20 protein-coding genes and 1 tRNA gene are annotated in these 23,243 nt (G+C 71.3%); 15 read left to right on the top strand and 6 right to left on the bottom strand.

The genetic code is table 11. The features are described from left to right. Window positions 1–76: 76 nt before the first annotated feature. From B5M43_RS12465 to B5M43_RS12450, 4 genes are all read left to right on the top strand, one after another. Window positions 77–640 (top strand): TetR/AcrR family transcriptional regulator, encoded by a 564-nt coding sequence (locus tag B5M43_RS12465; protein ID WP_134746118.1) that lies wholly within the window; start codon window positions 77–79, stop codon window positions 638–640. A gap of 136 nt (window positions 641–776) precedes the next feature. Further along, window positions 777–1,895, top strand: coding sequence for an AI-2E family transporter (locus tag B5M43_RS12460; protein WP_230668063.1), 1,119 nt, complete (start codon window positions 777–779; stop codon window positions 1,893–1,895). Window positions 1,896–1,970: 75 nt separating this feature from the next. Then, window positions 1,971–2,945, top strand: coding sequence for a TIGR03885 family FMN-dependent LLM class oxidoreductase (locus B5M43_RS12455; RefSeq protein WP_134746120.1), 975 nt, complete (start codon window positions 1,971–1,973; stop codon window positions 2,943–2,945). Then, complete coding sequence (locus B5M43_RS12450) at window positions 2,942–4,654, top strand: alpha-amylase family glycosyl hydrolase (RefSeq protein WP_205829505.1); 1,713 nt, start codon at window positions 2,942–2,944, stop codon at window positions 4,652–4,654. Before B5M43_RS12455 ends, B5M43_RS12450 begins: the two co-directional genes overlap by 4 nt. 74 nt (window positions 4,655–4,728) lie before the next feature. Here B5M43_RS12450 and B5M43_RS12445 read toward each other — a convergent pair whose 3' ends face one another. Together B5M43_RS12445 and pgm are read right to left on the bottom strand one after the other, a co-directional pair. Further along, window positions 4,729–6,831: a PhoX family phosphatase gene (locus B5M43_RS12445; protein ID WP_134746121.1), complete on the bottom strand. Its 2,103-nt coding sequence runs from the start codon at window positions 6,829–6,831 to the stop codon at window positions 4,729–4,731. 112 nt (window positions 6,832–6,943) lie between these two features. Beyond that, a complete protein-coding gene (gene pgm / locus B5M43_RS12440; RefSeq protein ID WP_134746122.1) occupies window positions 6,944–8,587 on the bottom strand; it encodes a phosphoglucomutase (alpha-D-glucose-1,6-bisphosphate-dependent) in 1,644 nt (547 codons plus the stop codon). A gap of 65 nt (window positions 8,588–8,652) precedes the next feature. Here pgm and pheA point away from each other — a divergent pair, with 65 nt between their 5' ends. After that, a complete protein-coding gene (pheA, locus tag B5M43_RS12435; RefSeq protein ID WP_134746123.1) occupies window positions 8,653–9,606 on the top strand; it encodes a prephenate dehydratase in 954 nt (317 codons plus the stop codon). A gap of 127 nt (window positions 9,607–9,733) precedes the next feature. Continuing rightward, window positions 9,734–10,741 (top strand): hypothetical protein, encoded by a 1,008-nt coding sequence (locus B5M43_RS12430; RefSeq protein WP_134746124.1) that lies wholly within the window; start codon window positions 9,734–9,736, stop codon window positions 10,739–10,741. Window positions 10,742–10,786: 45 nt separating this feature from the next. Here B5M43_RS12430 and B5M43_RS12425 read toward each other — a convergent pair whose 3' ends face one another. Next, window positions 10,787–11,839 (bottom strand): LLM class flavin-dependent oxidoreductase, encoded by a 1,053-nt coding sequence (locus B5M43_RS12425; RefSeq protein WP_230668054.1) that lies wholly within the window; start codon window positions 11,837–11,839, stop codon window positions 10,787–10,789. A gap of 51 nt (window positions 11,840–11,890) precedes the next feature. Here B5M43_RS12425 and B5M43_RS12420 point away from each other — a divergent pair, with 51 nt between their 5' ends. The 6 genes from B5M43_RS12420 to B5M43_RS12395 all read left to right on the top strand — a co-directional run bounded on the left by B5M43_RS12420 (window position 11,891) and on the right by B5M43_RS12395 (window position 18,843). After that, window positions 11,891–13,660 (top strand): sodium:proton antiporter, encoded by a 1,770-nt coding sequence (locus B5M43_RS12420; protein WP_134747053.1) that lies wholly within the window; start codon window positions 11,891–11,893, stop codon window positions 13,658–13,660. Window positions 13,661–13,795: 135 nt separating this feature from the next. Then, on the top strand, window positions 13,796–16,321 hold the full coding sequence (locus B5M43_RS12415) for an ATP-dependent Clp protease ATP-binding subunit (RefSeq protein ID WP_134747055.1): 2,526 nt from the start codon (window positions 13,796–13,798) through the stop codon (window positions 16,319–16,321). 184 nt (window positions 16,322–16,505) lie between these two features. Next, the gene (locus B5M43_RS12410) at window positions 16,506–17,021 is read left to right on the top strand and encodes an amino-acid N-acetyltransferase (RefSeq protein WP_055993542.1); all 516 of its coding nucleotides are present in this window, start codon (window positions 16,506–16,508) and stop codon (window positions 17,019–17,021) included. Window positions 17,022–17,073: 52 nt separating this feature from the next. Further along, complete coding sequence (locus B5M43_RS12405; RefSeq protein ID WP_134747057.1) at window positions 17,074–17,724, top strand: hypothetical protein; 651 nt, start codon at window positions 17,074–17,076, stop codon at window positions 17,722–17,724. Window positions 17,725–17,819: 95 nt separating this feature from the next. Further along, a complete protein-coding gene (locus B5M43_RS12400) occupies window positions 17,820–18,155 on the top strand; it encodes a hypothetical protein (protein ID WP_055993546.1) in 336 nt (111 codons plus the stop codon). 247 nt (window positions 18,156–18,402) lie between these two features. Continuing rightward, window positions 18,403–18,843 carry a dehydrogenase gene (locus B5M43_RS12395; protein ID WP_134747059.1) on the top strand — a complete coding sequence of 147 codons (441 nt, stop codon included), beginning with the start codon at window positions 18,403–18,405 and terminating at the stop codon, window positions 18,841–18,843. A gap of 108 nt (window positions 18,844–18,951) precedes the next feature. Here B5M43_RS12395 and radA read toward each other — a convergent pair whose 3' ends face one another. Next, window positions 18,952–20,316, bottom strand: a complete 1,365-nt coding sequence (radA, locus tag B5M43_RS12390; protein ID WP_134747061.1) for a DNA repair protein RadA — start codon at window positions 20,314–20,316, stop codon at window positions 18,952–18,954. A gap of 59 nt (window positions 20,317–20,375) precedes the next feature. Further along, a complete protein-coding gene (locus B5M43_RS12385; protein WP_134747063.1) occupies window positions 20,376–21,332 on the bottom strand; it encodes an L-lactate dehydrogenase in 957 nt (318 codons plus the stop codon). Window positions 21,333–21,415: 83 nt separating this feature from the next. On the opposite strand from B5M43_RS12385, the gene B5M43_RS12380 reads away from it, so the two are divergent. The 3 genes from B5M43_RS12380 to B5M43_RS12370 all read left to right on the top strand — a co-directional run bounded on the left by B5M43_RS12380 (window position 21,416) and on the right by B5M43_RS12370 (window position 23,070). Continuing rightward, a tRNA-Ser gene (locus B5M43_RS12380) sits at window positions 21,416–21,506 on the top strand. A 272-nt stretch (window positions 21,507–21,778) separates the two neighbouring features. Beyond that, window positions 21,779–22,207 (top strand): hypothetical protein, encoded by a 429-nt coding sequence (locus B5M43_RS12375; RefSeq protein WP_134747065.1) that lies wholly within the window; start codon window positions 21,779–21,781, stop codon window positions 22,205–22,207. After that, on the top strand, window positions 22,207–23,070 hold the full coding sequence (locus tag B5M43_RS12370) for a hypothetical protein (RefSeq protein WP_134747067.1): 864 nt from the start codon (window positions 22,207–22,209) through the stop codon (window positions 23,068–23,070). The genes B5M43_RS12375 and B5M43_RS12370 overlap by 1 nt, the downstream gene beginning before the upstream one ends. Here the strand turns inward: B5M43_RS12370 and B5M43_RS12365 are convergent. Further along, on the bottom strand, window positions 23,022–23,243 hold a 222-nt coding region (locus B5M43_RS12365; protein ID WP_230668052.1), incomplete at its 5' end, for an integrase core domain-containing protein. The genes B5M43_RS12370 and B5M43_RS12365 overlap by 49 nt on opposite strands.

Here is a 23,243-nt window from a genome sequence, read left to right as displayed (position 1 = left end):
TCACGATCACGTCCGCTCTCGTGGACCAGCGCGCCCGCCTACCGGACGCTGTTGTCCGGTAGCTAGGCTACACCCGATGACTGCTCCCGAGACGCCCCCGCGGCGGCCCAACCGTGGCCCGGCGGCCGCTGCCGGCAACCGCCGTGCCCTGATCGCGGCCGCGCGCGAGATCTTCGCGGCCGAGGGCCCGTCCGCGCCGTTCACCGCGATCGCCAAGCGCGCCGGGGTCGGTCAGGGCACGCTGTACCGGCACTTCCCCGATCGCGTCTCCCTGGCGGTGGCCGTGTTCGAGGAGAACATCGCGGCGCTCGAGGCGCTGCGCGACGACGGCACGATCGCCGGCCTGCTCGACCGCATCGTCGAGCAGGCCACCGCCTCCACGGCGCTCATCCAACTGCTCCTCGGCCCCGAGGCCGATGCGCGCACGGGCGAGCTCGCCGCGCGATTCGAGGCCGTCGTGGCCGTGCTCATCGAACGCGATCGCGAGGCCGGCCGGATCGGCGCTCACGTCGAGGCGGCCGACGTCGGCATCGCCGTCAGCATGATCGCGCACGAGCTCGCCGCCACGCCGGAGCCCGACCGCGCCGCGGTCGCCCGCCGCGCCCGCCGCCTGTTCGACGCGGCCTTCGCTCCCCGCTGACCCGCGCGGATCCGTCCGGACGCACGGCGCGCCCGTCAACCACTAGGCGGCATCGCCCGCATCCGGTCAGTATGGGAGCACCTGCCGCCGACGAGGGGACGACGACATGACGTGGGGACGCCGCAAGCCCGTGAAGATGCAGAACACCCGGCCCGACGCCCCGCCGGTGCCCGCGGTGCGGCGGCTGTGGACCGACGGCCTCGGCACGCTCGCGACGCGCTCCCTCCAGATCATCGCCGTGGTGCTGCTCGCCGCGGGCATCATCTGGGGGCTGAGGTCGCTGACCCTGGTGGTGATCCCGGTGCTGCTCGCGCTCATCCTCGCGAGCGCGTTCGAGCCCCTCATGGCGGCGCTGCGCCGGCGCGGGATCGGCTCGATGCCTGCCACGCTCCTGGTGCTGCTCGCGATCCTGCTCGCGCTCGGCGCGGTGGGGTGGATCATCGTCAGCGCCGTGAGCAACCAGTGGCGCGAGCTCTACGACCAGGCCCGTCGCGGCATCGACCAGGTGCTCGCGTGGGCCGGCACGCTGCCGTTCGACATCGACCAGCAGCAGATCCAGGAGTGGCTGGATCAGCTGACGGCGTTCGTGACCAGCGCGCAGTTCGGCAGCGGCGCGCTCGCCGGGGTCGGCGCCGTGGCCGACTTCGTCACCGGGCTCGTGCTGATGGTGGTCGTGCTGTTCTTCCTGCTGAAGGACGGCCCGGAGATCTGGGAGTTCCTGCGCCGGCCGTTCACGGGTGAGTGGCACGACCGGGCCAAGCGCGCCGGCCGCGTCACGGTCGACACCCTCGGCGCGTACGTGCGCGGGACGGCGACCGTCGCGGCCGTCGACGCCGTCGGCATCGGCATCGGCCTGGCGATCCTGCAGGTGCCGCTGTGGCCGGCCCTGGCGGTGCTCGTGTTCGTGCTGGCGTTCATCCCGATCGTGGGCGCGGTGCTCGCCGGCATCATCGCGGCGCTGGTGGCGCTCGTCGCCAACGGCCTGGTCGCCGCGCTGATCGTGGTCGGCATCGTGATCGTCGTCAACCAGCTCGAGGGCAACTTCCTGCAGCCCGTGCTGATGGGCCGGGCCCTCAAGCTGCACGAGCTGGTCATCCTGATCGCGCTGACGATCGGCACGGTCCTGAGCGGCATCATCGGCGCGGTCCTCGCCGTGCCGCTCACGGCGGTCGCGTGGGGGATCATCAAGGTCTGGGACGGCCCCGGCCTCCCCGCCCGCTGGGCCCGCCCGAAGAACGGGCCCCGCACGGCCTGACCGGCCGCGGAGCGCATCCACCGCCCGGCCCGCAACCCCCTTGCCGCATCCCGATGGCTGGGATCGCATGGGGGGATGACCGACTACGGCTATCACTGCTCGCACGAGCAGATCGCCCCCTCCCGCCTCCTGCGCCACGTGGTCCGCGCGCAGGACGCCGGGTTCGGCGCGGCGATGTGCTCCGACCACCTGACCCCGTGGGGCGTGGCGCAGGGCGAGAGCGGCTACGCGTTCTCGTGGCTGGGCGCCGCGCTCGCCTCGACGGAGCTGCCGTTCGGCGTGGTGACGGCCCCGGGGCAGCGCACGCATCCCGTGACGACCGCGCAGGCCATCGCGACCCTGGGGGAGATGTTCCCGGGCCGCTTCTGGGCGGCGCTGGGATCGGGCGAGGCGCTCAACGAGCACGTCACGGGCGACCCGTGGCCCGACAAGGCCACGCGGGAGCGGCGGCTGCGCGAGTGCGTGGGCATCATCCGCGCGCTGCTCGCGGGCGAGGAGGTCACGCACCACGGCGAGGTGCAGGTCGACCGGGCCCGCGTGTGGTCGCGCCCGGCCGAGCCGCCGGCGCTCGTCGCCGCCGCGGTGTCGCCGGAGTCGGCGGCCGCGCACGCGGAATGGGCCGACGGCCTGATCACGGTCGGATGCGACCCGCGCGCGCTGCGCGAGGTCGTCGAGGCGTACCGCGAGGCCGGGGGACGGGGTCCTGCCCGCCTGCAGGTGCATCTCGCCTGGGCGCCGGATGACGACGCGGCGCTCGCGATGGCCCGCCGCGACTGGCCGAACGGCGCCATCACGCCCCCGGACGCCTGGGATCTGCCGACCCCCGAGGAGTTCGATCAGCGCGCGGCATCCGTGACCGACGATCAGCTCCGCGCGGCCGTGCTGATCTCGAGCGACCCGTCCGTGCACCGCGACCGGATCGCCGAGCTCGCCGACGCGGGCTTCGACGCCGTGATGCTGCACCAGGTGGGCGCCGACGCGGACGCGCAGGAGGCGTTCATCGACAGGTTCGGCGAGCGCGTCCTGCCCGAGCTGAGGAGCCTGTCGTGACCAAGCCCGTCCCCATCGACGCGGCCGACCTGTGGTGGCGGCACGCGGTCTACTACTGCCTGGACATCGAGACGTTCCAGGACTCCGACGGAGACGGCGTCGGCGACATCCCGGGCCTGATCTCCCGCGTGCCGTACCTGGCCGACCTGGGCGTCACGTGCCTGTGGCTGATGCCGTTCTTCCCGACCGCGCACCGCGACGACGGCTACGACATCACGGACTTCTTCGCGGTCGACCCGCGCCTCGGCACGCTGGGCGACCTCGTGGAGCTCGTCCGGGTGGCGCGCTCGCACGGCATCCGGATCATCATCGACTTCGTCATGAACCACACGTCCGACCAGCACCCCTGGTTCCGGCACGCGCGGCGCTCGCCCGACGACCCGAAGCGGCACTGGTACGTGTGGCGGGACGAGCCGCCCGAGAATCCGGATCCGCCGGTGTTCCCGGGCGACGAGGACAGCACGTGGACGCACGACGAGAAGGCGGGACAGTACTTCCTGCACCACTTCTTCCACACGCAGCCGGACCTCAACGTCGCGCTCCCGGAGGTGCGGCGCGAGATCGACAAGAACCTGGGGCTGTGGCTCGAGATCGGCATCTCGGGGTTCCGCATCGACGCCGTGCCGTTCATGTTCAGCAGCGCCGTGACCGACACCGGCGCGCACGGCTCGAACGCGGGCGGCACGGGCGGCGACGGCACGGCCGCGGACGAGTACGACGGCATGGACCACCTCGCGCGCATCCGGGGATTCGTCTCGCGACGCAGCGCCGAGGCATTTCTGCTCGGCGAGGTGAACCTGCCGTACGAGCAGCAGATGCCGTGGTTCGGGCAGGCCCGGGACGGCCTTCAGCTGCAGTTCGACTTCCCCACCATGCAGCGGCTCTACCTCGCGCTGGCGCGCGGGGACGCGACCCCGCTCGCCGAGTCCCTGCGCAGCCGCCCGGCGGTCGACGTCGCCCAGCAGTGGGCCCACTTCGCGCGCAACCACGACGAGCTGACGCTGGATCAGCTGTCGGATGAGGAGCGCGACGAGGTCTTCGCGGCCTACGCGCCCGACGAGGCCATGCGCGTGTACGGGCGCGGCATCCGACGCCGGCTGCCCTCGATGCTGGAGGACGAACGGGCCGTCCGGATGGTCTACTCGCTGATCTTCTCGCTGCCCGGCGCCCCGGTGCTGTTCTACGGCGAGGAGATCGGCATGGGCGACAACCTCGAGATCGACGGCCGGATCGCCGTGCGCACGCCGATGCAGTGGACGCGCGACGGCGGCTTCACCACAGCTCCGCCCCGCCGCCAGGTGCGGCGGATGGCGACCGAGCCGTACGGGCCCGAGGGCGCCAACGTCGAGGATCAGCGCTCGGACCAGGGCTCGCTGTGGCGGCACATCCAGAGGCTCACCCGGATGTACCGTGACGCGCCGTCGCAGGCGTGGTCCGAGCTCGAGGTGCTCAAGGGGGCGCCGCCGCAGGTGCTCGCGCACGTCTGCCGCGGCGAGGGATGGGCCATGCTCGCGCTGCACAACCTCTCGCGCGACGGCACGACCGTGCGTGTGACGGTCGCGCCCGAGTCGTCGGATGAGGCGTGGATGACCGACCGCGTCCCCGAGGAGCGGATCGACGCCTCGGCGCCCATCGCGCTCGAGCTCGAGCCCTACGGCTGGCGCTGGCTGGAGCTCGATCCGGCGGACGCGAGGGTGCGGGTGCGCTGAGCGACCCGGCCCGGACACGCGACGAGGCCGCGCGGGGATCGCCCCGCGCGGCCTCGTGCCGTGATGCGCCGGTCTCAGGCGCGCGTGATCTGCAGGACCGACGGGCGGGGCCCGCCCCACTTGCCGTCGGCGAAGGACCCCTCGGCGACGTAGTCGGGGAACAGCGAGCGCTGCGCGCCCCACGTGCCGTCCTCGCCCGGGTGCTGCACCGCGATGAACACGCTGCCCTCGACGTCGTGGATGACCGGGCCGCAGGTCTCGGCGTCCCGCGGGACGGCGAGGAACTGCTGCACGTGGCCGCGCTCGGCGCCGCGCAGCGGCACGCGGAACAGACCGTCGTTGTAGCCGATCGTCCCCGGCGCGCCGTCGGTCGAGATCCACAGGTTGCCGGCCGAGTCGAACGCCACATTGTCGGGGCACGAGATCGGCGAGACCTTGTCGGCCGGGAAGCCCGCGAAGTACGTGTACGAGTTCTTCGCCGGGTCGCCGCAGAGCAGAAGGATGCTCCAGCCGAACTCGGTGGCGGAGTCGTCCTCGCCCGCCTCGGTGATCTCGATGACGTGGCCGTCGCGGTTCGAGTTGCGCGGGTTGGGCTCGGTCGCGCCCTCCTTGCCCACCTTGCCGCGGTCGGTGTTGTTCGTGCAGGCGACGTAGACGCGGCCGGTCTTGGGGTTCGGCTCGACGTCCTCTGCGCGGTCCATCTTGGTGGCGCCTACGGCGTCGGCCGCGAGGCGCGCGTTCACCAGGACCTCCTCGACCGTGAAGCCGGGGACGGCGCTCTCGTCGTTCAGCATCAGCGGCACCCACTTGCCGGTGCCGTCGAACTCGCCGTCCGAGGGCAGGGCACCCGTGCCCGTGATCTCGGAGACCGGGGAGTCGCCCGTGAACTTGGCCACGTACAGCGAGCCCGACGACAGCAGCGTCTTGTTGTGCGCGCGGGCCTCGGCGCTCGATCCGGGCTGGAACTTCTGCGACGACACGAACTTGTAGAGGTAGTCGAAGCGCTCGTCGTCGCCCATGTAGGCGACCGCGTGGCCCGACGCGCTGATCGTGACGTTGGCGCCCTCGTGCTTGAAGCGGCCCAGGGCGGTGTGTTTCACCGGAGGCTCATCCGGGTTCTGCGGGTCGATCTCGACGATCCAGCCGAAGCGGTTGGGCTCGTTCAGGTAGCCCTCCTTGGTGGCGTCGAAGCGGGGGTCGATCGCCTCCCAGCCGTAGGTCGAGGGCGTGCTGCGCAGCCCGTAGCGCTTCTGCGCGGCCGAGACGCCCGGCGCGACGAAGTAGCCGTTGAAGTTCTCCTCGCCGGAGACGACGGTGCCCCACGGGGTCGTGCCGCCGGCGCAGTTGCCGAACGTGCCGAGGATGGTGCGGCCCTCGGGGTCGTCGACCGTCTTCAGCAGGTCGGAACCGGCGGCGGGGCCGTCGACGGCGAAGGGGGTGTCGGCCGTGATGCGGCGGTTGCGGGCGCCGCCCACGACATAGCTCCACCGGTCGCCCGGGCGGTTGCGCTCCAGGTCGACGACCGACAGGCCGTGCGCGGCCTTCGAGACGCGGAGCTGCTCGTGGCGCTCCTCCTCGGATGCGGCCGGCGGGAACATGATGCCCGGGTTGACGTACTCGTGGTTGTTCACGAGCACCGCGGTGCGGCCGCCGCGGTCGTGGATGATGTCGAGGTAGTCGGCGTTGTAGCCGAACTGACGCGCCTGCTTCTCGGCGGTCTGGTTGAAGGGGTCGAACGCGTCGGCCTCGTCGAACAGCGGCTCACCCCAGCGGATGATCGGGTCCCAGCGGAACCCCTCGGGCACGCTGACGGCGTCCACGTCGGCCGACACGGGCGCGATCGGCGTGAAGCCGAAGGCGCGGCCGTCGTTCGGGCCGACCATCTGCGCGGTCGCGGCCGCGGCGCGGTCGCCTCCGGTGGTCGCGGCGGCGATCACGATCGCCGAGGCGGCGGCGGCGCCGCCGGCGAGCACGGCGCGACGGCTGAGCGCGGCGCTCGCGATGTCGCGGAAGTAGCCGTTCTCCGAGGTGTTGGGCGCGGCGTGGAAGCACGCGTTGTCGCACTTCAGGTGACAGGTGACCGCACTGCGCTTGCCGTGCGTGCGGCCGGTCATCAGGAGGTTGAGCAGGGGCCGGCGGGCACCGGCGTCGGGCGTCTGGGGGATCAGTGCACTCATGCCACCCACCGTGGCCCGAGCGGTTGAGGCGCAGGCGACGCCAAGGTGAACGCGAGGTGACATCTTCCGGTCCCGGCCCGCGGCCATGCCGCAGGCCGGGACGGACGCCGGGTCAGCCGCCGAGGGCGGCGGTGACCACGGCGCGGGCCTCGTCCTGCACGGCGCGGAGGTGCTCCTCGCCGCGCAGCGACTCGGCGTAGAGCTTGTAGACGTCCTCGGTGCCCGACGGGCGCGCGGCGAACCATGCGCTTGCTGTCTGCACCTTGAGCCCGCCGATCGCCGCGCCGTTGCCCGGTGCCTCGGTGAGCTTGGCGACGATCTCCTCGCCCGCGAGCGTCGTGGCGGTCACGGCCTCGGGGCCGAGCTTGCCGAGCGCGGCCTTCTGCTCGGGCGTCGCGGCGGCGTCCACGCGCTGGTAGGCCGACGCCCCGAACTCGGCCTCGAGCTCGGCGTAGCGCTGCGAGGGCGTCTTGCCCGTCACGGCCAGGATCTCCGCCGCGAGCAGGCACAGCAGGATGCCGTCCTTGTCGGTCGTCCAGACCGTGCCGTCCTTGCGCAGGAAGGACGCGCCCGCCGACTCCTCGCCGCCGAACGCGACCGAGCCGTCGATCAGGCCGGGCACGAACCACTTGAAGCCGACCGGCACCTCGAGCAGCGTGCGGCCGAGCGACGCGGCGACCTTGTCGATCATCATCGACGACACGAGCGTCTTGCCGACCGCGGCGTCGGACGACCAGCCCGGACGGTGCGAGAACAGGTAGTCGATCGCGACCGCCAGGTAGTGGTTCGGGTTCATCAGGCCCGCGTCGGGCGTGACGATGCCGTGCCGGTCGGCGTCGGCGTCGTTGCCGGTCAGGATGTCGTACTCGCTGCGCTTGGCGACGAGCGACGCCATCGCGGACGGCGACGACGGATCCATCCGGATCTTCTCGTCCCAGTCCAGCGTCATGAACCGCCAGGTCGGGTCGACATCCGGGTTCACGACGGTCAGGTCGAGCCCGTAGTGCTCCGCGATCAGCGCCCAGTACTCGACCGACGCGCCGCCGAGCGGGTCGGCGCCGATGCGCACGCCCGCCTCGCGGATAGCGTCGATGTCGATGATCGAGGCGAGGTCGCGCACGTACGCGTCGCGGAAGTCGTAAGTGCCCAGGGCGCCGGCGTCGATGTCGGCGAAGCGGACCCGCTTGACGCCCTCGAGGCCCGCCTCGATCAGCTGGTTGGCGCGCGCGGCGATCCAGCTCGTGGCGTCGGTGTCCGCCGGGCCGCCGTGCGGCGGGTTGTACTTGAAGCCGCCGTCGGCCGGCGGGTTGTGGCTCGGGGTCACGACGATGCCGTCGGCTCGGCCGGGGTCGGCGTCCGCGAGGTCGCGGTTGAAGGTCAGGATGGCGAGGCTCAGCGCGGGCGTCGGCACCCACGAGTCGCGGGAGTCGATGCGCACGTCCACCGCGTTCGCGACCAGCACCTCGATCGCGCTGCGCTCGGCCGGCAGCGACAGCGCGTGGGTGTCGCGGCCGAGGAAGAGCGGGCCCTGGATGCCCTGCTCGGCGCGGTAGTCGACGATCGCCTGGGTCGTGGCGAGGATGTGCTGCTCGTTGAAGCTCGTGCTGAGGCTCGAGCCACGATGGCCGCTCGTGCCGAACGCCACACGCTGCGAGGGCTGCGACGGATCGGGGACGCGGTCGTAGTAGGCGCTGATCAGCTCATCGACGTCGATGAGGTCGGAGGCTTCGGCAGGGAGTCCGGCTCGGCTCGTCATGGCGCCCATCCTCGCACGCGTCACCCGGCCGCGCCCATCGGTGTTCGATGGCTAGGCTGAGGGCCATGCCGTCGGATGCCGCTCCTCGTCGCACGTACAGCTACCTGGGCCCCGCCGGCACCTTCACGGAGGCGGCGCTCGACCAGGTGCCCGAGGCGCGCGGCCAGATCTGGCACTCCGTGCACAACGTCGGCGAGGCGCTCGCCGACGTCGCGGCGGGCCGCAGCGACGCCGCCATGATCGCGATCGAGAACTCGATCGACGGCGGCGTCTCGACCGCGCAGGATGCGCTCGCGCGCATCCCGAACCTGCGGATCGTCGGCGAGTACCTCGTCCCGGTCGAGTTCGTGCTCGTCGGCAAGCCCGGCGCGCGGCTCGAGGACGTGCAGCTCGTGAGCGCGCATCCGGTCGCGTACGCCCAGTGCCTCGGGTGGCTCTCGGAGCACCTGCCGACGCACCAGCACGTGCCCGCCTCGAGCAACGTCGCGAGCGCAGTCGGCGTCCTGGACGGCTCGAGCCCCGCGGACGCCGCCATCGCCCCGCCCGGCATCACGGCGCACCACGACGTGGAGGTGCTGGCGCGGGGGATCGGCGACAACCCCGACGCCGTGACGCGCTTCGTGCTGGTCAGCGGCCCGACCCCGCCGCCCGCGCCGACCGGCGCCGACAAGACCAGCGTGATCGTCGAGCTGCCCGAGGACCGCGCGGGCACCCTGCTCGAGATGCTCGAGCAGTTCTCGACGCGCGGCATCAACCTGAGCCTCATCCAGTCGCGCCCGATCGGCGACGCCCTGGGGCGCTACCGCTTCGTGATCGACGCGGACGGCCACATCCTGGACGAGCGCATGGCGGACGCCCTGATGGGCCTGCGCCGCTTCAGCCCGAACGTGGTGTTCCTCGGCTCGTACCCGCGCGCCGACCGCGCGATCGTGCAGTACAGCGACCGCTACTCCGACGAGGTCTTCGTCGAGGCGCGCGACTGGCTCCGCGGCCTCATCGCGGGCGAGCCCGACCAGTAGCCCGGGGCGCGGTCCTGAAGGTATGAGAAACGCACCTTCCCGGGCGCGGAAAGGTGCGTTTCTCATACCTTCGTGAACCTGTGGAGAGCAGGACCCCGGCTCGCGTAGCGTGCGGCACCGTGAGGGGATGGGGATTCGGCGCGAGCTGCCACCGGAGCTGGGCGGCGTCTTCGCGGTGGGACGGGCGCGCGACGCGGGTGTCGGACGCGGTCGCCTCCGCGGATCGGACCTGACGTCGACGTTCCACGGGGCGCGGTCGGTCCGGGTCGAGCGTCCGGATCCGGATGACGTGCCGGATGTCGCGAAGGAGCGCGCGCGAGTGCTCGCGCAGGTCCGCGAGCTCGCGGCCGTGCTCGCCGATCACGCGTTCTTCGCGGGAATCACCGCGGCGATGGTGCACGGCATCCCACTCCCGCCGTTCCATCACTCGGTGAGGCGGGCCGGCGGGGGTGGGCCTCCCGAGCTCACGCCGCTCGTCGTCGGCGTCCACAAGCCGCGCTCGCCGGTGCGGCGCGCCCGTGTGCGCGGCATCCATCTCGATCCGGCACTGGCCCCGGTCGTCGAGGTCGACGGCATTCGTGTGACGGATCTCGCCTCGACCTGGGCGATGCTCGGCGTCGAGCTGGGTGAGCGCGATCTCGTCGCGGCGGCGGACCACCTGCTGCGGATCCCGCGCCACCCGGGCGGGTTCCGGCCACCCGAGCGCGGGCCGCACGTCACGCGAGAGCAGCTTGCGGACGCGATCGGGCGGCGTCGCGGCGCCGAGAGGCTGCGTCGCGCGCTGGCTCGGGCTCGCACCGGATCCTCCTCGCCACGCGAGTCGCGGCTTCGCCTGATCCTGGTCGACGGCGGCCTGCCCGAGCCCGTGCTGGACTACGACGTGTCAGCTCCGTATGGCGCGTTCGTCGCGTGCCTCGATCTCGCGTACCCGGAGTGGAAGGTCGGGTACGAGTACGACGGCTCCGGTCACCGCACCCAGGCGCAGTTCGAGCGCGATGTGGCCAAGCGGGAGTGGCTCGCCGATCTCGGCGGGGACGTGCTGCACTTCACCGCACGCGACCTCCGGGGACCTGAGCGCGAGGTCGTCCGCCGCGCCCGCGCAGCGCTCATCCGCCAGGGCGTCGCGAAGGTATGAGATATGGACCCTTCGGGGCAGCCCGGAGGTGCATATCTCATACCTTCAGCCCAGCTCGTCGGCGAGGAGCTCGAGGGTCTGGGTGCGGCCGGGGGAGGCGTCGAGGGGCTCCGCGGCGTAGGTGCCCGCGGCGGGCGAGATCATGACCTCGTCCACGCCGTACCGCGCGGCGAACTCGCGCAGGCCGGCGGCGACGTCCGGGCCCGTGCCCACGAACCAGCGCGAGCGCACGCCGTCGACCAGGCTCTGCTCGAGCGGATCGGACGGGGTCGCGAGGGCCTCGTCGACCGTCTCGAGCGCGCGCATCGGCTTGTTGCTGCGCAGGCGCGCGAACTGCCGCAGCTGAGGGAGCGCCCGCTCTTCGGCCTCCTCGGTCGTCGCCGCCGCGACCGCGTTCGCCGTGACGAACGTGCGCGGGGCGTCGAGGTGCTCGCTCGGCTGGAACTGCTTGCGGTACAGCTCCATCGCGCGCTCGAGGCCGTCGCCCGCGAAATGGTTAGCGAACACGTACGGCAGACCGTACGCCGCGGCCAGGGTGGCGGAGTAGTCGCTCGAACCGAGCAGCCACACCTCGGGCACACCGGATGCCGCGGGCGTCGCGTGCACCTCGTACTCGCCTCCGCTCGTGAAGCGCACGGTCGCGCCCTCCGCGCCCACGAGCTTGAGGATGTCGGTGATGTGCTGCGGGAACTGCTCGACCTCGCTGGTCGTGCCCGAGCGCCGCAGCAGCTGGGTGATGACGGGGTCGCTGCCGGGCGCGCGGCCGATGCCGAGGTCCACCCGGCCCGGCGCGATCGCCTCGAGGACGGCGAACTGCTCGGCGACGATCAGGGGCGCGTGGTTCGGCAGCATCACGCCGCCCGAGCCGACCCGGACGCGCGAGGTCTGCATCGCGGCGGCCGCGATCAGCACCGGCGGGGCCGTGGATGCCACCGCCGGCATGTTGTGGTGCTCGGCGAACCAGTACCGCCGGTAGCCCAGCTCGTCGGCCCGCCGGGCGAGTGACATCGACGCCGTCACCGCCTGGACGCTGGATTGACCGGTGCGCACCGGCACCAGGTCGAGCACGGACAGGGACAGACTCTTCGCGTCGCTCATCGTCAGCCCCAACCCGCCGCTGAGCGAGAGCATTCCCATAGCCTGAAACGCATGGATGCCGAGGTCTTCTATGTGCTGGTCGGCGCGCTCGCCGTGGGAGCCCTCGCGCGCTGGCGCGGCTGGCCGGCGCCGCTCGTCATCACGGTCGCGGCCATCCTGGTCTCGCTCATCCCGGCGATCCCGACGCTCGACATCGACGGCCACCTGCTGCTGAATCTGACGCTGCCGCCGCTGCTGTACTCGGCCGCGCTCGAGGTGTCCTTCGTCGGCTTCGCGCGCAGCCTGCCGCACATCCGGCGGCTCGGCATGGGGCTCGTGCTCGTCACCACGCTGGTCGTCGGCCTCGTGGCGTGGTGGATCATGCCGGAGCTCGGCTTCGCGGGCGCGCTGCTGCTGGGCGCGATCGTCGGCCCGCCCGACGCCGTCTCGGCCGCCGCGGTGGGGCGCAAGCTCGGGCTCCCCCGCCGGGTGATGACCGTGCTGTCCGGCGAGAGCCTGATCAACGACGCCACGTCGCTCACGCTCGTGCGGGTGTTCGCCGCGATCGTCGCCGGCGCCACGGTCACGGTGTGGGACGGGCTGTGGGCGTTCGCGGTCGCCGTGGTGCTCGGCGTCGCGATCGGCCTGGTCTTCGGCATCGTGCTGCACCAGCTGCGCGTGCGGCTCGACGACCCGGTCGTGGTCGGGACGGCCGGGCTGGTGGTGCCGTTCGGCGCGTACGCGATCGCGGAGCACCTCGGCGGATCGGGCGTGCTCGCGGTCGTCGCCATGGGGCTGTACGTGGGCTTCCACGCCCCTCGCACCGATTACACGACGCGACTGCAGGAGCGTCCGCTCTGGCAGTCGGCCGACTTCCTGCTCGAGAGCTTCGTGTTCGCCTACATCGGGCTGCAGTTCCCGCGCGTGCTGAGCGAGCTCGGCGCGCGCGGCGCGGGCGTGACGATCGCGCTCGCCCTGGCGGTGTTCGCCGTGGTGCTCGCGGTGCGGCCCGTGTTCGTCTACGCCAGCTACGCGTGGGGGCGGATGTGGCAGCGCATCCGGATCATGCGCTGGAAGCACGCGCAGGAGGCGTTCCGAAGGAACCCGGACGACCCGCGCGCCGCGATCATCCGCAAGCGGCGCGACAAGCTGGCCGCGCGCGGCATCGAGCTGAACGAGCGCAACCTGCGCCAGCGCATCCTCGAGCCCGCGCTCTCGGTGCAGGAGCGCGCGGTGGTGTCGTGGGCCGGGATGCGCGGAGTCGTCACGCTCGCGATGGCCGCCGCGCTGCCCGACCTCACGGGCGACGCGATGCCCGAGTCGCACGTCCAGAAGCTGGTCGTGGTGGCCTTCGTCGTGACGGTGGGCACGCTGCTGCTGCAGGGCCTCACCCTCGCGCCGCTCATCCGGGCGCTCGGCGTCGGCGCCGACGAGGAGCACCGCCAGGACGCCGCGCAGGTGCGGGCGATCCAGGCACGCAGCCAGGAGGTCGGCAAGGCGTACCTGCGCGCGCGCCGCTCGGAGTGGAAGGAGCGCTTCGGCCCCGGCGGCGCCGAGGTCTTCGACCGGATGGCGCAGTCGCTGCTGAAGGTCGAGCGCGACACCGACCGCGCCGGCCAGGTGCTCGAGACGGCCGACGGCGCGGCGCCGGTCGGCCCGACGTACGAGGACCTCGTCGCACTGTCCAAGGGGTGGCTCGAGGCGCGGCGCGCGATGCTGCTCGAGGAGCGCGACCGCGGCAACCTCGGCGAGGAGGTCATGCGCGAGCTCATGACGGCGATCGACGCCGAGGAGCTCGCGATCGACACCCGCGGCGCGGTCCGGGACTTCGCCCGCGACTGAGTGCGCTCGCCGCGTCAAGCCCCCGGGTCGCGCGCTATGCCCACGGCGAACACGCGACCGCGGCGCCCGCCTGCTCGTTACCGTGGAGTCACGGCGTCGGAAGGCGTCACTGGCCTATGCGCCCGGAGGAGTGACATGTTCGAGAGATTCACCGACCGTGCCCGTCGTGTGGTCGTCCTCGCCCAGGAAGAGGCGAAGATGCTCAACCACAACTACATCGGCACCGAGCACATCCTGCTCGGGCTGATCCACGAGGGCGAGGGCGTCGCCGCCAAGGCGCTCGAGTCGCTCGGCATCTCGCTGGACGCCGTGCGCGAGCAGGTGCAGGACATCATCGGCCAGGGCCAGCAGCAGCCGACCGGTCACATCCCCTTCACCCCGCGCGCCAAGAAGGTGCTCGAGCTCTCTCTGCGCGAGGCGCTGCAGCTGGGCCACAACTACATCGGCACCGAGCACATCCTGCTCGGCCTCATCCGCGAGGGCGAGGGCGTCGCCGCCCAGGTGCTGGTCAAGCTCGGAGCCGACCTGAACAAGGTCCGCCAGCAGGTCATCCAGCTCCTGTCGGGCTACCAGGGCAAGGAGCCCGTCGGCGTCGCCGCGGGCAGCCAGACCGAGAGCGAGGGCGCCAAGGGCGGCTCGCAGGTGCTCGACCAGTTCGGCCGCAACCTGACGCAGGCCGCGCGCGACAACAAGCTCGACCCGGTCATCGGGCGCGAGAAGGAGATCGAGCGCGTCATGCAGATCCTGTCGCGCCGCACCAAGAACAACCCGGTGCTGATCGGCGAGCCCGGCGTCGGCAAGACCGCCGTGATCGAGGGCCTCGCCCAGGCGATCGTCAAGGGCGACGTGCCCGAGACGCTGAAGGACAAGCAGCTGTACTCGCTGGACCTCGGCTCGCTGATCGCCGGATCCCGCTACCGCGGCGACTTCGAGGAGCGCCTGAAGAAGGTGACCAAGGAGATCCGCACGCGCGGCGACATCATCATCTTCATCGACGAGATCCACACGCTCGTCGGCGCGGGCGCGGCCGAGGGCGCGATCGACGCCGCCTCGATCCTGAAGCCGATGCTCGCCCGCGGCGAGCTGCAGACGATCGGCGCCACGACGCTCGACGAGTACCGCAAGCACTTCGAGAAGGACGCCGCGCTCGTGCGCCGCTTCCAGCCGGTGAACGTCGCGGAGCCGTCGCTGCCGCACGCCATCAACATCCTGAAGGGCCTGCGCGACCGCTACGAGGCGCACCACAAGGTGCAGATCACGGACGGCGCGATCGTCGCCGCCGCGAACCTCTCGGACCGCTACGTCAGCGACCGCTTCCTGCCGGACAAGGCCATCGACCTGCTCGACGAGGCCGGCGCCCGCCTGCGCCTGTCGATCCTGTCGTCGCCGCCGGAGCTGCGCGAGTTCGACGAGAAGATCGCCAAGGTCCGCGAGGCCAAGGAGGCCGCGAGCGAGGAGCAGGACTTCGAGAAGGCCGCGGCTCTCCGCGACGAGGAGAAGTCGCTGCTGGCCGAGCGCCTGCGCCTCGAGAAGCAGTGGCGCTCGGGCGACGTGACCACCGCCGCGACGGTCGACGAGGGCCTGATCGCCGAGGTCCTGGCCCAGGCCACGGGCATCCCGGTGTTCAAGCTCACCGAGGAGGAGACCAGCCGTCTCGTCTTCATGGAGAAGGCGCTGCACGAGCGCGTCATCGGCCAGGAGGAGGCGATCGCCGCCCTGTCGAAGACGATCCGCCGCCAGCGCGCCGGCCTCAAGGACCCGAAGCGCCCCTCGGGCTCGTTCATCTTCGCCGGCCCCACGGGCGTCGGAAAGACCGAGCTCGCCAAGGCGCTCGCCGAGTTCCTGTTCGACGACGAGGGCGCGCTGATCTCGCTCGACATGTCGGAGTTCGGCGAGAAGCACACGGTCTCGCGCCTGTTCGGAGCCCCTCCCGGCTTCGTCGGCTTCGAGGAGGGCGGCCAGCTCACCGAGAAGGTGCGCCGCAAGCCGTTCTCGGTCGTCCTGTTCGACGAGATCGAGAAGGCCCACCCGGACATCTTCAACTCGCTGCTGCAGATCCTCGAGGAGGGTCGTCTGACCGACGGTCAGGGCCGCGTGGTCGACTTCAAGAACACCGTGATCATCATGACGACGAACCTGGGCTCGTCGGCGATCGCCGGTGGCCCGGTCGGCTTCCAGATCGAGGGCGACACGACGACGACCTACGAGCGGATGAAGGGCAAGGTCGACGAGGAGCTGAAGCGTCACTTCAAGCCCGAGTTCCTCAACCGCGTGGACGACATCATCGTGTTCCCGCAGCTGTCGAAGCCCGAGCTCATCCAGATCGTGGACCTGTTCACCAAGCGTCTCAACGAGCGTCTGCTGGACCGCGACATGACGCTGGAGATGTCGCAGGCCGCCAAGGAGCGCCTGATCGAGATCGGCTTCGACCCCGCGCTCGGCGCGCGCCCGCTGCGTCGTGCGATGCAGCACGAGATCGAGGACCGTCTGTCGGAGCGCATCCTGAGCGGCGAGCTCGACACCGGCCACCACATCAAGGTCGACGTCGAGGGCGGTCGCTTCGTGTTCCAGAACGCGCCGCGCGGCGAGACGCTCGCGGTGGGTGTGAACACCCGCGGCGGCATCGCCGGCACGCCGGACATGGCCGCGAACGCGAGCTGATCCTCCGTTCCCCGAAGGGGCGGGCGCCTGCGGGTGCCCGCCCCTTCGGCGTTCACCGCCGGTCGTTGAGCGGCGGTCGTTGAGCGGAGCGAAGCGGAGACGAAACGCAGGAGCGGAGACGAAACGGCCTGAGCGAGCGCAGCGAGCCGAAGGCTCCCAGGAATCCGCCCCTAAGCTTGACCGCATGACCGAGACCACGGGCGCGCCGTTCCTCGTGCGCCCGGCCCGCGCGGCCGACATGGTGCACATCCACCGCATGCTGGAGCCGTACGTGCAGGAGCGCATCCTGCTGGGCAAGGACCTCGTGGTGCTGTACGAGGCGACGCAGGAGTTCCTGGTCGCCGAGGTGGACGGCACGGTCATCGGATGCGGCGCGCTGCACGTCATGTGGGAGGACCTCGGCGAGGTCCGCACGCTCCTGGTCGACCGCGCGTGGCTGCATCACGGCGTGGGGCGCGCGATCGTCGAGGGTCTCGAGCACAAGGCGCGCGAACTGGGCCTGAAGCGCCTGTTCTGCCTGACCTTCGAGGTCGAGTTCTTCCTGCGCCGCGGCTTCGCGCCGATCGGGGAGCAGATCGTGGACCCGGATGTGTACTCGCAGCTGGTGCGCAGCCGCGACGAGGGCATCGCCGAGTTCCTCGACCTCGCGCACGTGAAGCCCAACACGCTGGGCAACACGCGCATGCTCAAGCTCCTCTAGAGCCCGGCGCGTTCGCCCGGGGCGCTCAGCGTGCGCGCCTACCCTGGATGACGTGGGATCCGAGCTGCGTCGTCGACCGTCGCCCGCCGTGTACCGGCGGCGCCGACTCGTCGTGCTGCTGCTCGCCCTGATCGTGATCGGCGCCGTGGCGTGGCTGCTGATCGCGCAGCCCTGGCAGGCGCTCGCGGCGTCCCAGGCCGACGCGGAGCCCTCGGCCGCGCCGACGACCTCGACGCCCACCCCGACGTCGAACCCGACCCCGACGCCCACCCCGACCTCGACGGTGCCGCCGACGCCGCAGCCGTGCGACCCGAGCGTGATCGAGCTGGTTCCGCTCGTGAGCGGCGAGAAGTTCGCGTCCCGGCCGGTCGAGATGCGCATCCGGCTCACCAACACGGGCTCGGTGGACTGCACCATGGATGTCGGCACGTCGCAGCAGCGGTTCGTGGTGACCAGCGGCAAGGACACGTGGTGGCGCTCGACCGACTGCCAGAGCGAGCCCAGCAGCTTGGTCGTCACCCTCGCCGCGGGCCAGACGGTCGAGAGCGCCGAGCCGCTGGTGTGGGATCGCACCCGGTCGGACGTCTCGACGTGCGACAGCGAGACCCGTCCGCGGGCGCCCGGCGGCGGCGCCGCATATCACCTGCAGGTCGAGGTGGGGGACGTGAAGTCCAAGGAGACCGCGCAGTTCTTCCTGCTGTGAGCCCGCTCCCGCTGGGCGAGATCGGGTCCCGGTGTGTGGGACGTCGCGAAGCCGGGTCCCTGGCGCGCGGCGGCCGACCGGCATAGCGTGGAGAGATGGGCACGCTGTACTACGGATCCCAGGGCACTCCGATCGAGATCAACGACCGTGCGCTCGCGCACGTGAAGATGGTGATCGTCTCGAAGCTGCGTCGCGGTGAGGCGTTCACGCTCTCGTTCCAGCACGAGGACGGCAGCGGCCGCAGCGCGATCTGGCTGAGCTCCGCCATCCCGCTGCGGTTCACGTTCGAGGAGGTGCAGCGCCCCGAGCTCAACGCGCGATGGCTCGAGGAGCTCGCCGAGTCGGCCAACCTGCTCGGCGGCATCACGCTCGTGCCCGAGCGCACCGACGACGGCGGTACCACGCTGGTGCCCGAGACGAAGGCCAGCTGAGCGCCGATCGCGGCGCGGAACGGAGAAGGCCCGGAGCGATGCTCCGGGCCTTGTCACGTCGTCCCGCGCAGGCCCCCAGGGCGCCGAGCGCCAAACCTGCTGTGAGTGCGGTAGATCCACCAGTCCCCACCGATGCCGCACCCGAACGGGCATGGTCAACACTATCAACGGCCATTTTGCGAACCTGACAGAATGCTTGAACCGCGGTGGCCGGATCCTTAGATCTGCGTAGCCGTAGTCTGAACACATGGTGTCCCGCAAGCGCCCGTCGTCCGCCCGCAAGAAGTCGTCCCGTCAGGCGCTCGATCCGCAGGAGTTCCGCTCCGAGGCGCTCGCCCAGGCCCTCGAGCGGCAGGACATGGCGGCGATCGCGCTGGCGCTGCGCAACGGCAGCACGGTGGTGCCGCTGCTCAAGCCCGGCAAGCGCGACGATCCCCTCGACGGCGGCGAGGTCTGGACGTACCGCGACCCCGCCACCGGGCAGGTCGCGCTGCTGCTGTTCAGCGATGCGCGCAACAAGCCCGAGAACCTGCCGCCCGGGGTGGCGCTGTACTCGCCCGCGTGGCTGAAGTCGTTCCTGACCAAGCACCGCGACACGATCACGACCGTCTTCCTCGACATCGCCGGCCCGCACCCCATGCAGGCCTCCCCAGCCGAGCTCCTCGCGGCCCTCGACCTGGCCACCTGACGCCCCCACTCCCGGCCGCGGTGGTCGAGCGAGCGAACCCCGTGGTCGTTGAGCGAGCGAAGCGAGTCGAAACGAGATGAGCGGGCGCAGCGAGCCGAAGCCCCCGCCTCAGAACTCCGGAACGGCCTCGAGCTTGCGCGGCCGCGGCCGGCCCTGGGCGCGCACGTCGTCGAGCGCGGCGCGCAGCTTGCCCGACCGGTCGTCGATCACGGCGCGGTAGCCGAGCCGGGCCGCCTCGGTGCGGCGCTGCGCGGCCTGCGTGACGGGGCGCACCTCGCCCGCCAGGCTGAGCTCGCCCACGGCCGCGATGTCCCGCGTCACGGCCCAGTGCTTGACCGACCCGGCGACCGCGATCGCGATCGCGAGGTCGGCTGCCGGCTCCGTGAACCGCACGCCGCCCACGGTCGAGACGTAGACGTCCTGGTCGCTGGTCTTGATCCCGGCGCGCTTCTCTAGCACCGCGAGCACCATGGCCACGCGGGAGGAGTCGACGCCGTGCACGATCCGGCGCGGGTTGGGCGCGTTGGTCGGGATCGTGAGCGCCTGCACCTCGACGGGCATGGCGCGGCGGCCCTCGAGCGCGATCGCGACGCACGTGCCCGGCTCGGGGATGCCCTGCGACAGGAAGAGGCCGCTCGGGTCGGGCACCTCGGCGATGCCGTCGCCGGTCATCTCGAAGCAGCCCACCTCGTCGGTCGGGCCGAAGCGGTTCTTGAGCGCGCGCACGAAGCGGAGGGCGGTCTGCCGGTCGCCCTCGAACTGGCACACGACGTCCACGAGGTGCTCGAGCAGGCGCGGTCCGGCGATCTGCCCGTCCTTGGTGACGTGCCCGACCAGGATGATCGGCAGCCCGCGGTCCTTGGCGACCCGGATGAGCGTCGACGCGACCTCGCGGACCTGCCCCGGCATGCCCGCGGCGCCCTCGGACAGCGACGACGACACGGTCTGCACCGAGTCGACGATCACGAGCTGCGGCTCGACGGAGTCGATCTGGCCGAGCACGGTTGCGAGATCCGTCTCGCTCGCGAGGTACAGCTCGTCGTGCAGCGCGCCCGTGCGCTCGGCGCGCATCCGGACCTGTGCGGGCGACTCCTCGGCGCTGATGTAGAGCACGCGGCGGCCCTCGGCGGCCGAGCGCGCGGCGACCTCGAGCAGCAGCGTGGACTTTCCGACGCCCGGCTCGCCGGAGAGCAGGATGGCCGCGCCGGGAACGATGCCCCCGCCGAGCACGCGGTCGAACTCGCCCACCCCGCTGGCGCGGCGCGGTGCCTCGGCCGTGTCGATCCTGGTGATGGGCGTCGCCGCGGCGGTCGGGATCATCGGGTCCAGCCGGCGCGTGATCCCCGTCTGCTCGGCGGCCTCGACGACCGTGCCCCACTGCTGGCACTCGCCGCACCGGCCCACCCACTTGACGGCCGTCCATCCGCACTCGGTGCAGCGGTAGGCGGCGGGGGCGGGGCGCTTGCTGGGCATGGGATCCAGCGTAGGCGCGGGCTCGGACATCCGTTCGAACCGCGCCGCGCGCCCGGCGTTCAGCCCTCGCGCACCTGGTCCGCCGTCGCCCGGATCGTGTCGGCCGACGCGTGCAGCAGCGCGAGCTCCTCGTCGGAGAAGCGCGTCTCGCGGATCGGGAACGCGCCCGACGAGCCCACGATCGACGGCACCGAGAGCGCGACGCCCGATAGGCCGTGGAAGTCGTCGAGCACCGTCGAGACCGGCAGCACCCCCCGTTCGTCGCGCAGCACCGCCTCGGCGATCCGCGTGGCCGAGAGCCCGATGGCGTAGTTCGTGGCGCCCTTGCCCTCGATCACCTTGTACGCGGCGGTCCGCACCTCCTGCGCGATCCGGTCCAGCTCGTCCCGGGTCAGCGGATCGGCGCCCCGCGCGGCGAACTCGCTCAGCGGCACCGGGCCGACCGAGGCACTCGACCAGAGCGGGAACTCGGTGTCGCCGTGCTCGCCCACGATGTTCGCGTGGATCGACCGCGCCGCCACGCCCACCCGCTCCGCGAGCCGCCACCGCAGCCGCGACGTGTCGAGCACGGTGCCGGACGCGAAGATCCGCTCGGGCGGCAGGCCCGTCTGCTCCTGTGCGAGCAGCGTCAGCACGTCGCACGGGTTGGTGACGATCACGAACACCGCGTCGGGGGAGGCCTCGACCAGCTGCGGGATCATCGTGCGGAAGATCCGCGCGTTCGTCCCGATCAGCTCCAGCCGCGTCTGGCCGGGCCGCTGCGCGGCGCCGGCCGTGACGATCACGACGTGCGACCCCTCGGTCACCGCGATGTCGGCCGATCCGGTGACCTGGCTCGAACCCGTGAACAGCGCGCCGTGCGCCAGGTCGAGAGTCTCGGCCTCGACCCGCGCCGCGTCGATGTCGTACAGCGCGACCTGCCGCGCCGCGCCCCGGATGAGCGACGCGTACGCGGTCGCGGACCCCACCGCCCCCGCGCCCACGACGGTCAGCTTCGCATTCTCGATGACGGCCATGGCGCCATCCTGTCAGCGGATGCCCAGCCCGGTAAGGCCCCGTCGATTTGGCCGCCCGATGAACCTCCCGTAAACTCGAACGCGGTGACGTGTCCGAGCGGCCGAAGGTGCAACTCTCGAAAAGTTGTGTAGGGTAACCCCCTACCGTGGGTTCAAATCCCACCGTCACCGCCATCGTCGAAGCCCCGCGAACCCTTGGAAACACTGGGATCGCGGGGCTTTTGCGTTGTCCGGAGCAGGGCTCGTGAGCAAGAAACGAGCAAGATCGTTCACAGTCGCTTGACGAACGGGCGGCGGAGGGAACTACCACTAGCCAGGCGCCACTTGCTGCGATCGGCCAAGGGAACATCCGCTTATGTCTGTGCCCGGCCATACGATGTGGGGCAATCAGCAGACGCTGAATCGATCGTCGGGCAACAGACGGGGCGGTGTTCTTGATGCCGAGGATGAAGCGGGACGTCGTCACAGACACTGAGCTGCCGCTCGGATGGAAGGACGACGGGAAGTACTGGACCGCGAGCGACGGAAAGAAGACGCTCCTTCGCGATCTGACTCCTGCGGATCGCCATCGGATCAAGACGCTGCTGCACGAGAACCAAGAGCAGGTGCTCGACGCTATGCGTCGCCAACGGGAAGCGGATCTTGCACGGATGTCGCCCGAAGTGCAGGAGTTGTTCGAACGTCTCATCGCGAGCTTCGCTGAAGCCGAAGATGCGCGCACCCCCGAGCAGGTCGACCGAGCCAAAGCGAAAGCTGTCGACGACACGAAGATGATTCAGCGAATCAAGCGGATTGAGTCTCAGGAGGCAGGAGAGCCTGCACTTCGCCGCGGAACCATCCGGCCGCGGCTGTCGCGGCGGTGGGACACCTACTGATGACCACCACGACTCTCATCACGGCTCCCGTGCCGGGCGTTCGCCATGTCAGCAATGCGGCTACCGCTTGGATGCTGGCGGAGGAGATCCTCGCCCGGCGCACCAAGCCACTAGTCGTCATCTCCACTGAGCCGGGCACTCTCACGATCCGCTTTGACGCGGCCCGGATTGCAGATGCCCTAGGCGACCGCGCCGAGGTCGTCACGATCGAGACCGGCCCTGTCTCGATGGCCATGCAGGACCGCTTGCCACCCAAGTGCCAGGTCTTCAACGGCGCCGCGCGCGTGTACGCCCCCGACTTCTGGGTCGACCCCGTCTGGCAGCGCAGCACGCTCCGCTTCGCCGGCGTCGCCCATGACGAGGACCTCATCCGAGACGGCGACGAGGCAGGCGGCACGGGTGTCGCCTTCACCTCAAGCCCCGAGGCTGTGGAAGCCTCCACCAGAGCGACGGCCACGGTGCTGCAGGTCTACGGCGACGGGTCACTCGCCACCGGCCGGCTCGACGACGATCGCAACGTGATGATCCGTGGCGACCGCTTCCCGGCGGAGCTGTCGGTCGGGCTGGCGGTACGACCAGGAGACCGCGTGACGGGCGACCTCAGTCCCGATGGCCTGGAGCTGCAGCTCGATCCGGCGCCGATCGACCTGGAAGCCGCGTTCCCGGACGGTGCTGTCGCGAGCGGATACGTGGAGAAGACGACGGCGGCTCGAGCGTACGTGGCTCTCCACCCCTCGCACGTGTTCGCACTGCGACGGCGCGACATCACGGACGAAACGGACGAGACTGAAGCGTCCCCGGTTCTCTGCCGCTCCTATGCGGGTGCCAGCACCGGGTGGGATGGCGTTTCGAGGTCAGCGTAGTAGACGGCCTCGAACTCGTCGGGCGGGACATCGCCGAGCGTGGAGTGCAGGCGCCGGTGGTTGTACCAGTCGACCCATTCGGCGGTGACCCATTCCACGTCGTCGACGGTCCGCAGCGGCCCGTTGCGGAATGGGGAGTCGTCGCGGATGGCTTCGTTCTTGAACAGCCCGAT

It is taken from the genome of Microbacterium sp. MEC084 (assembly GCF_004514465.2).
Lineage (GTDB): Bacteria > Actinomycetota > Actinomycetes > Actinomycetales > Microbacteriaceae > Microbacterium.
The sequence above is the reverse complement of the archived record's forward strand: the minus strand, read 5'-3'. Positions and strand labels throughout refer to the sequence as shown.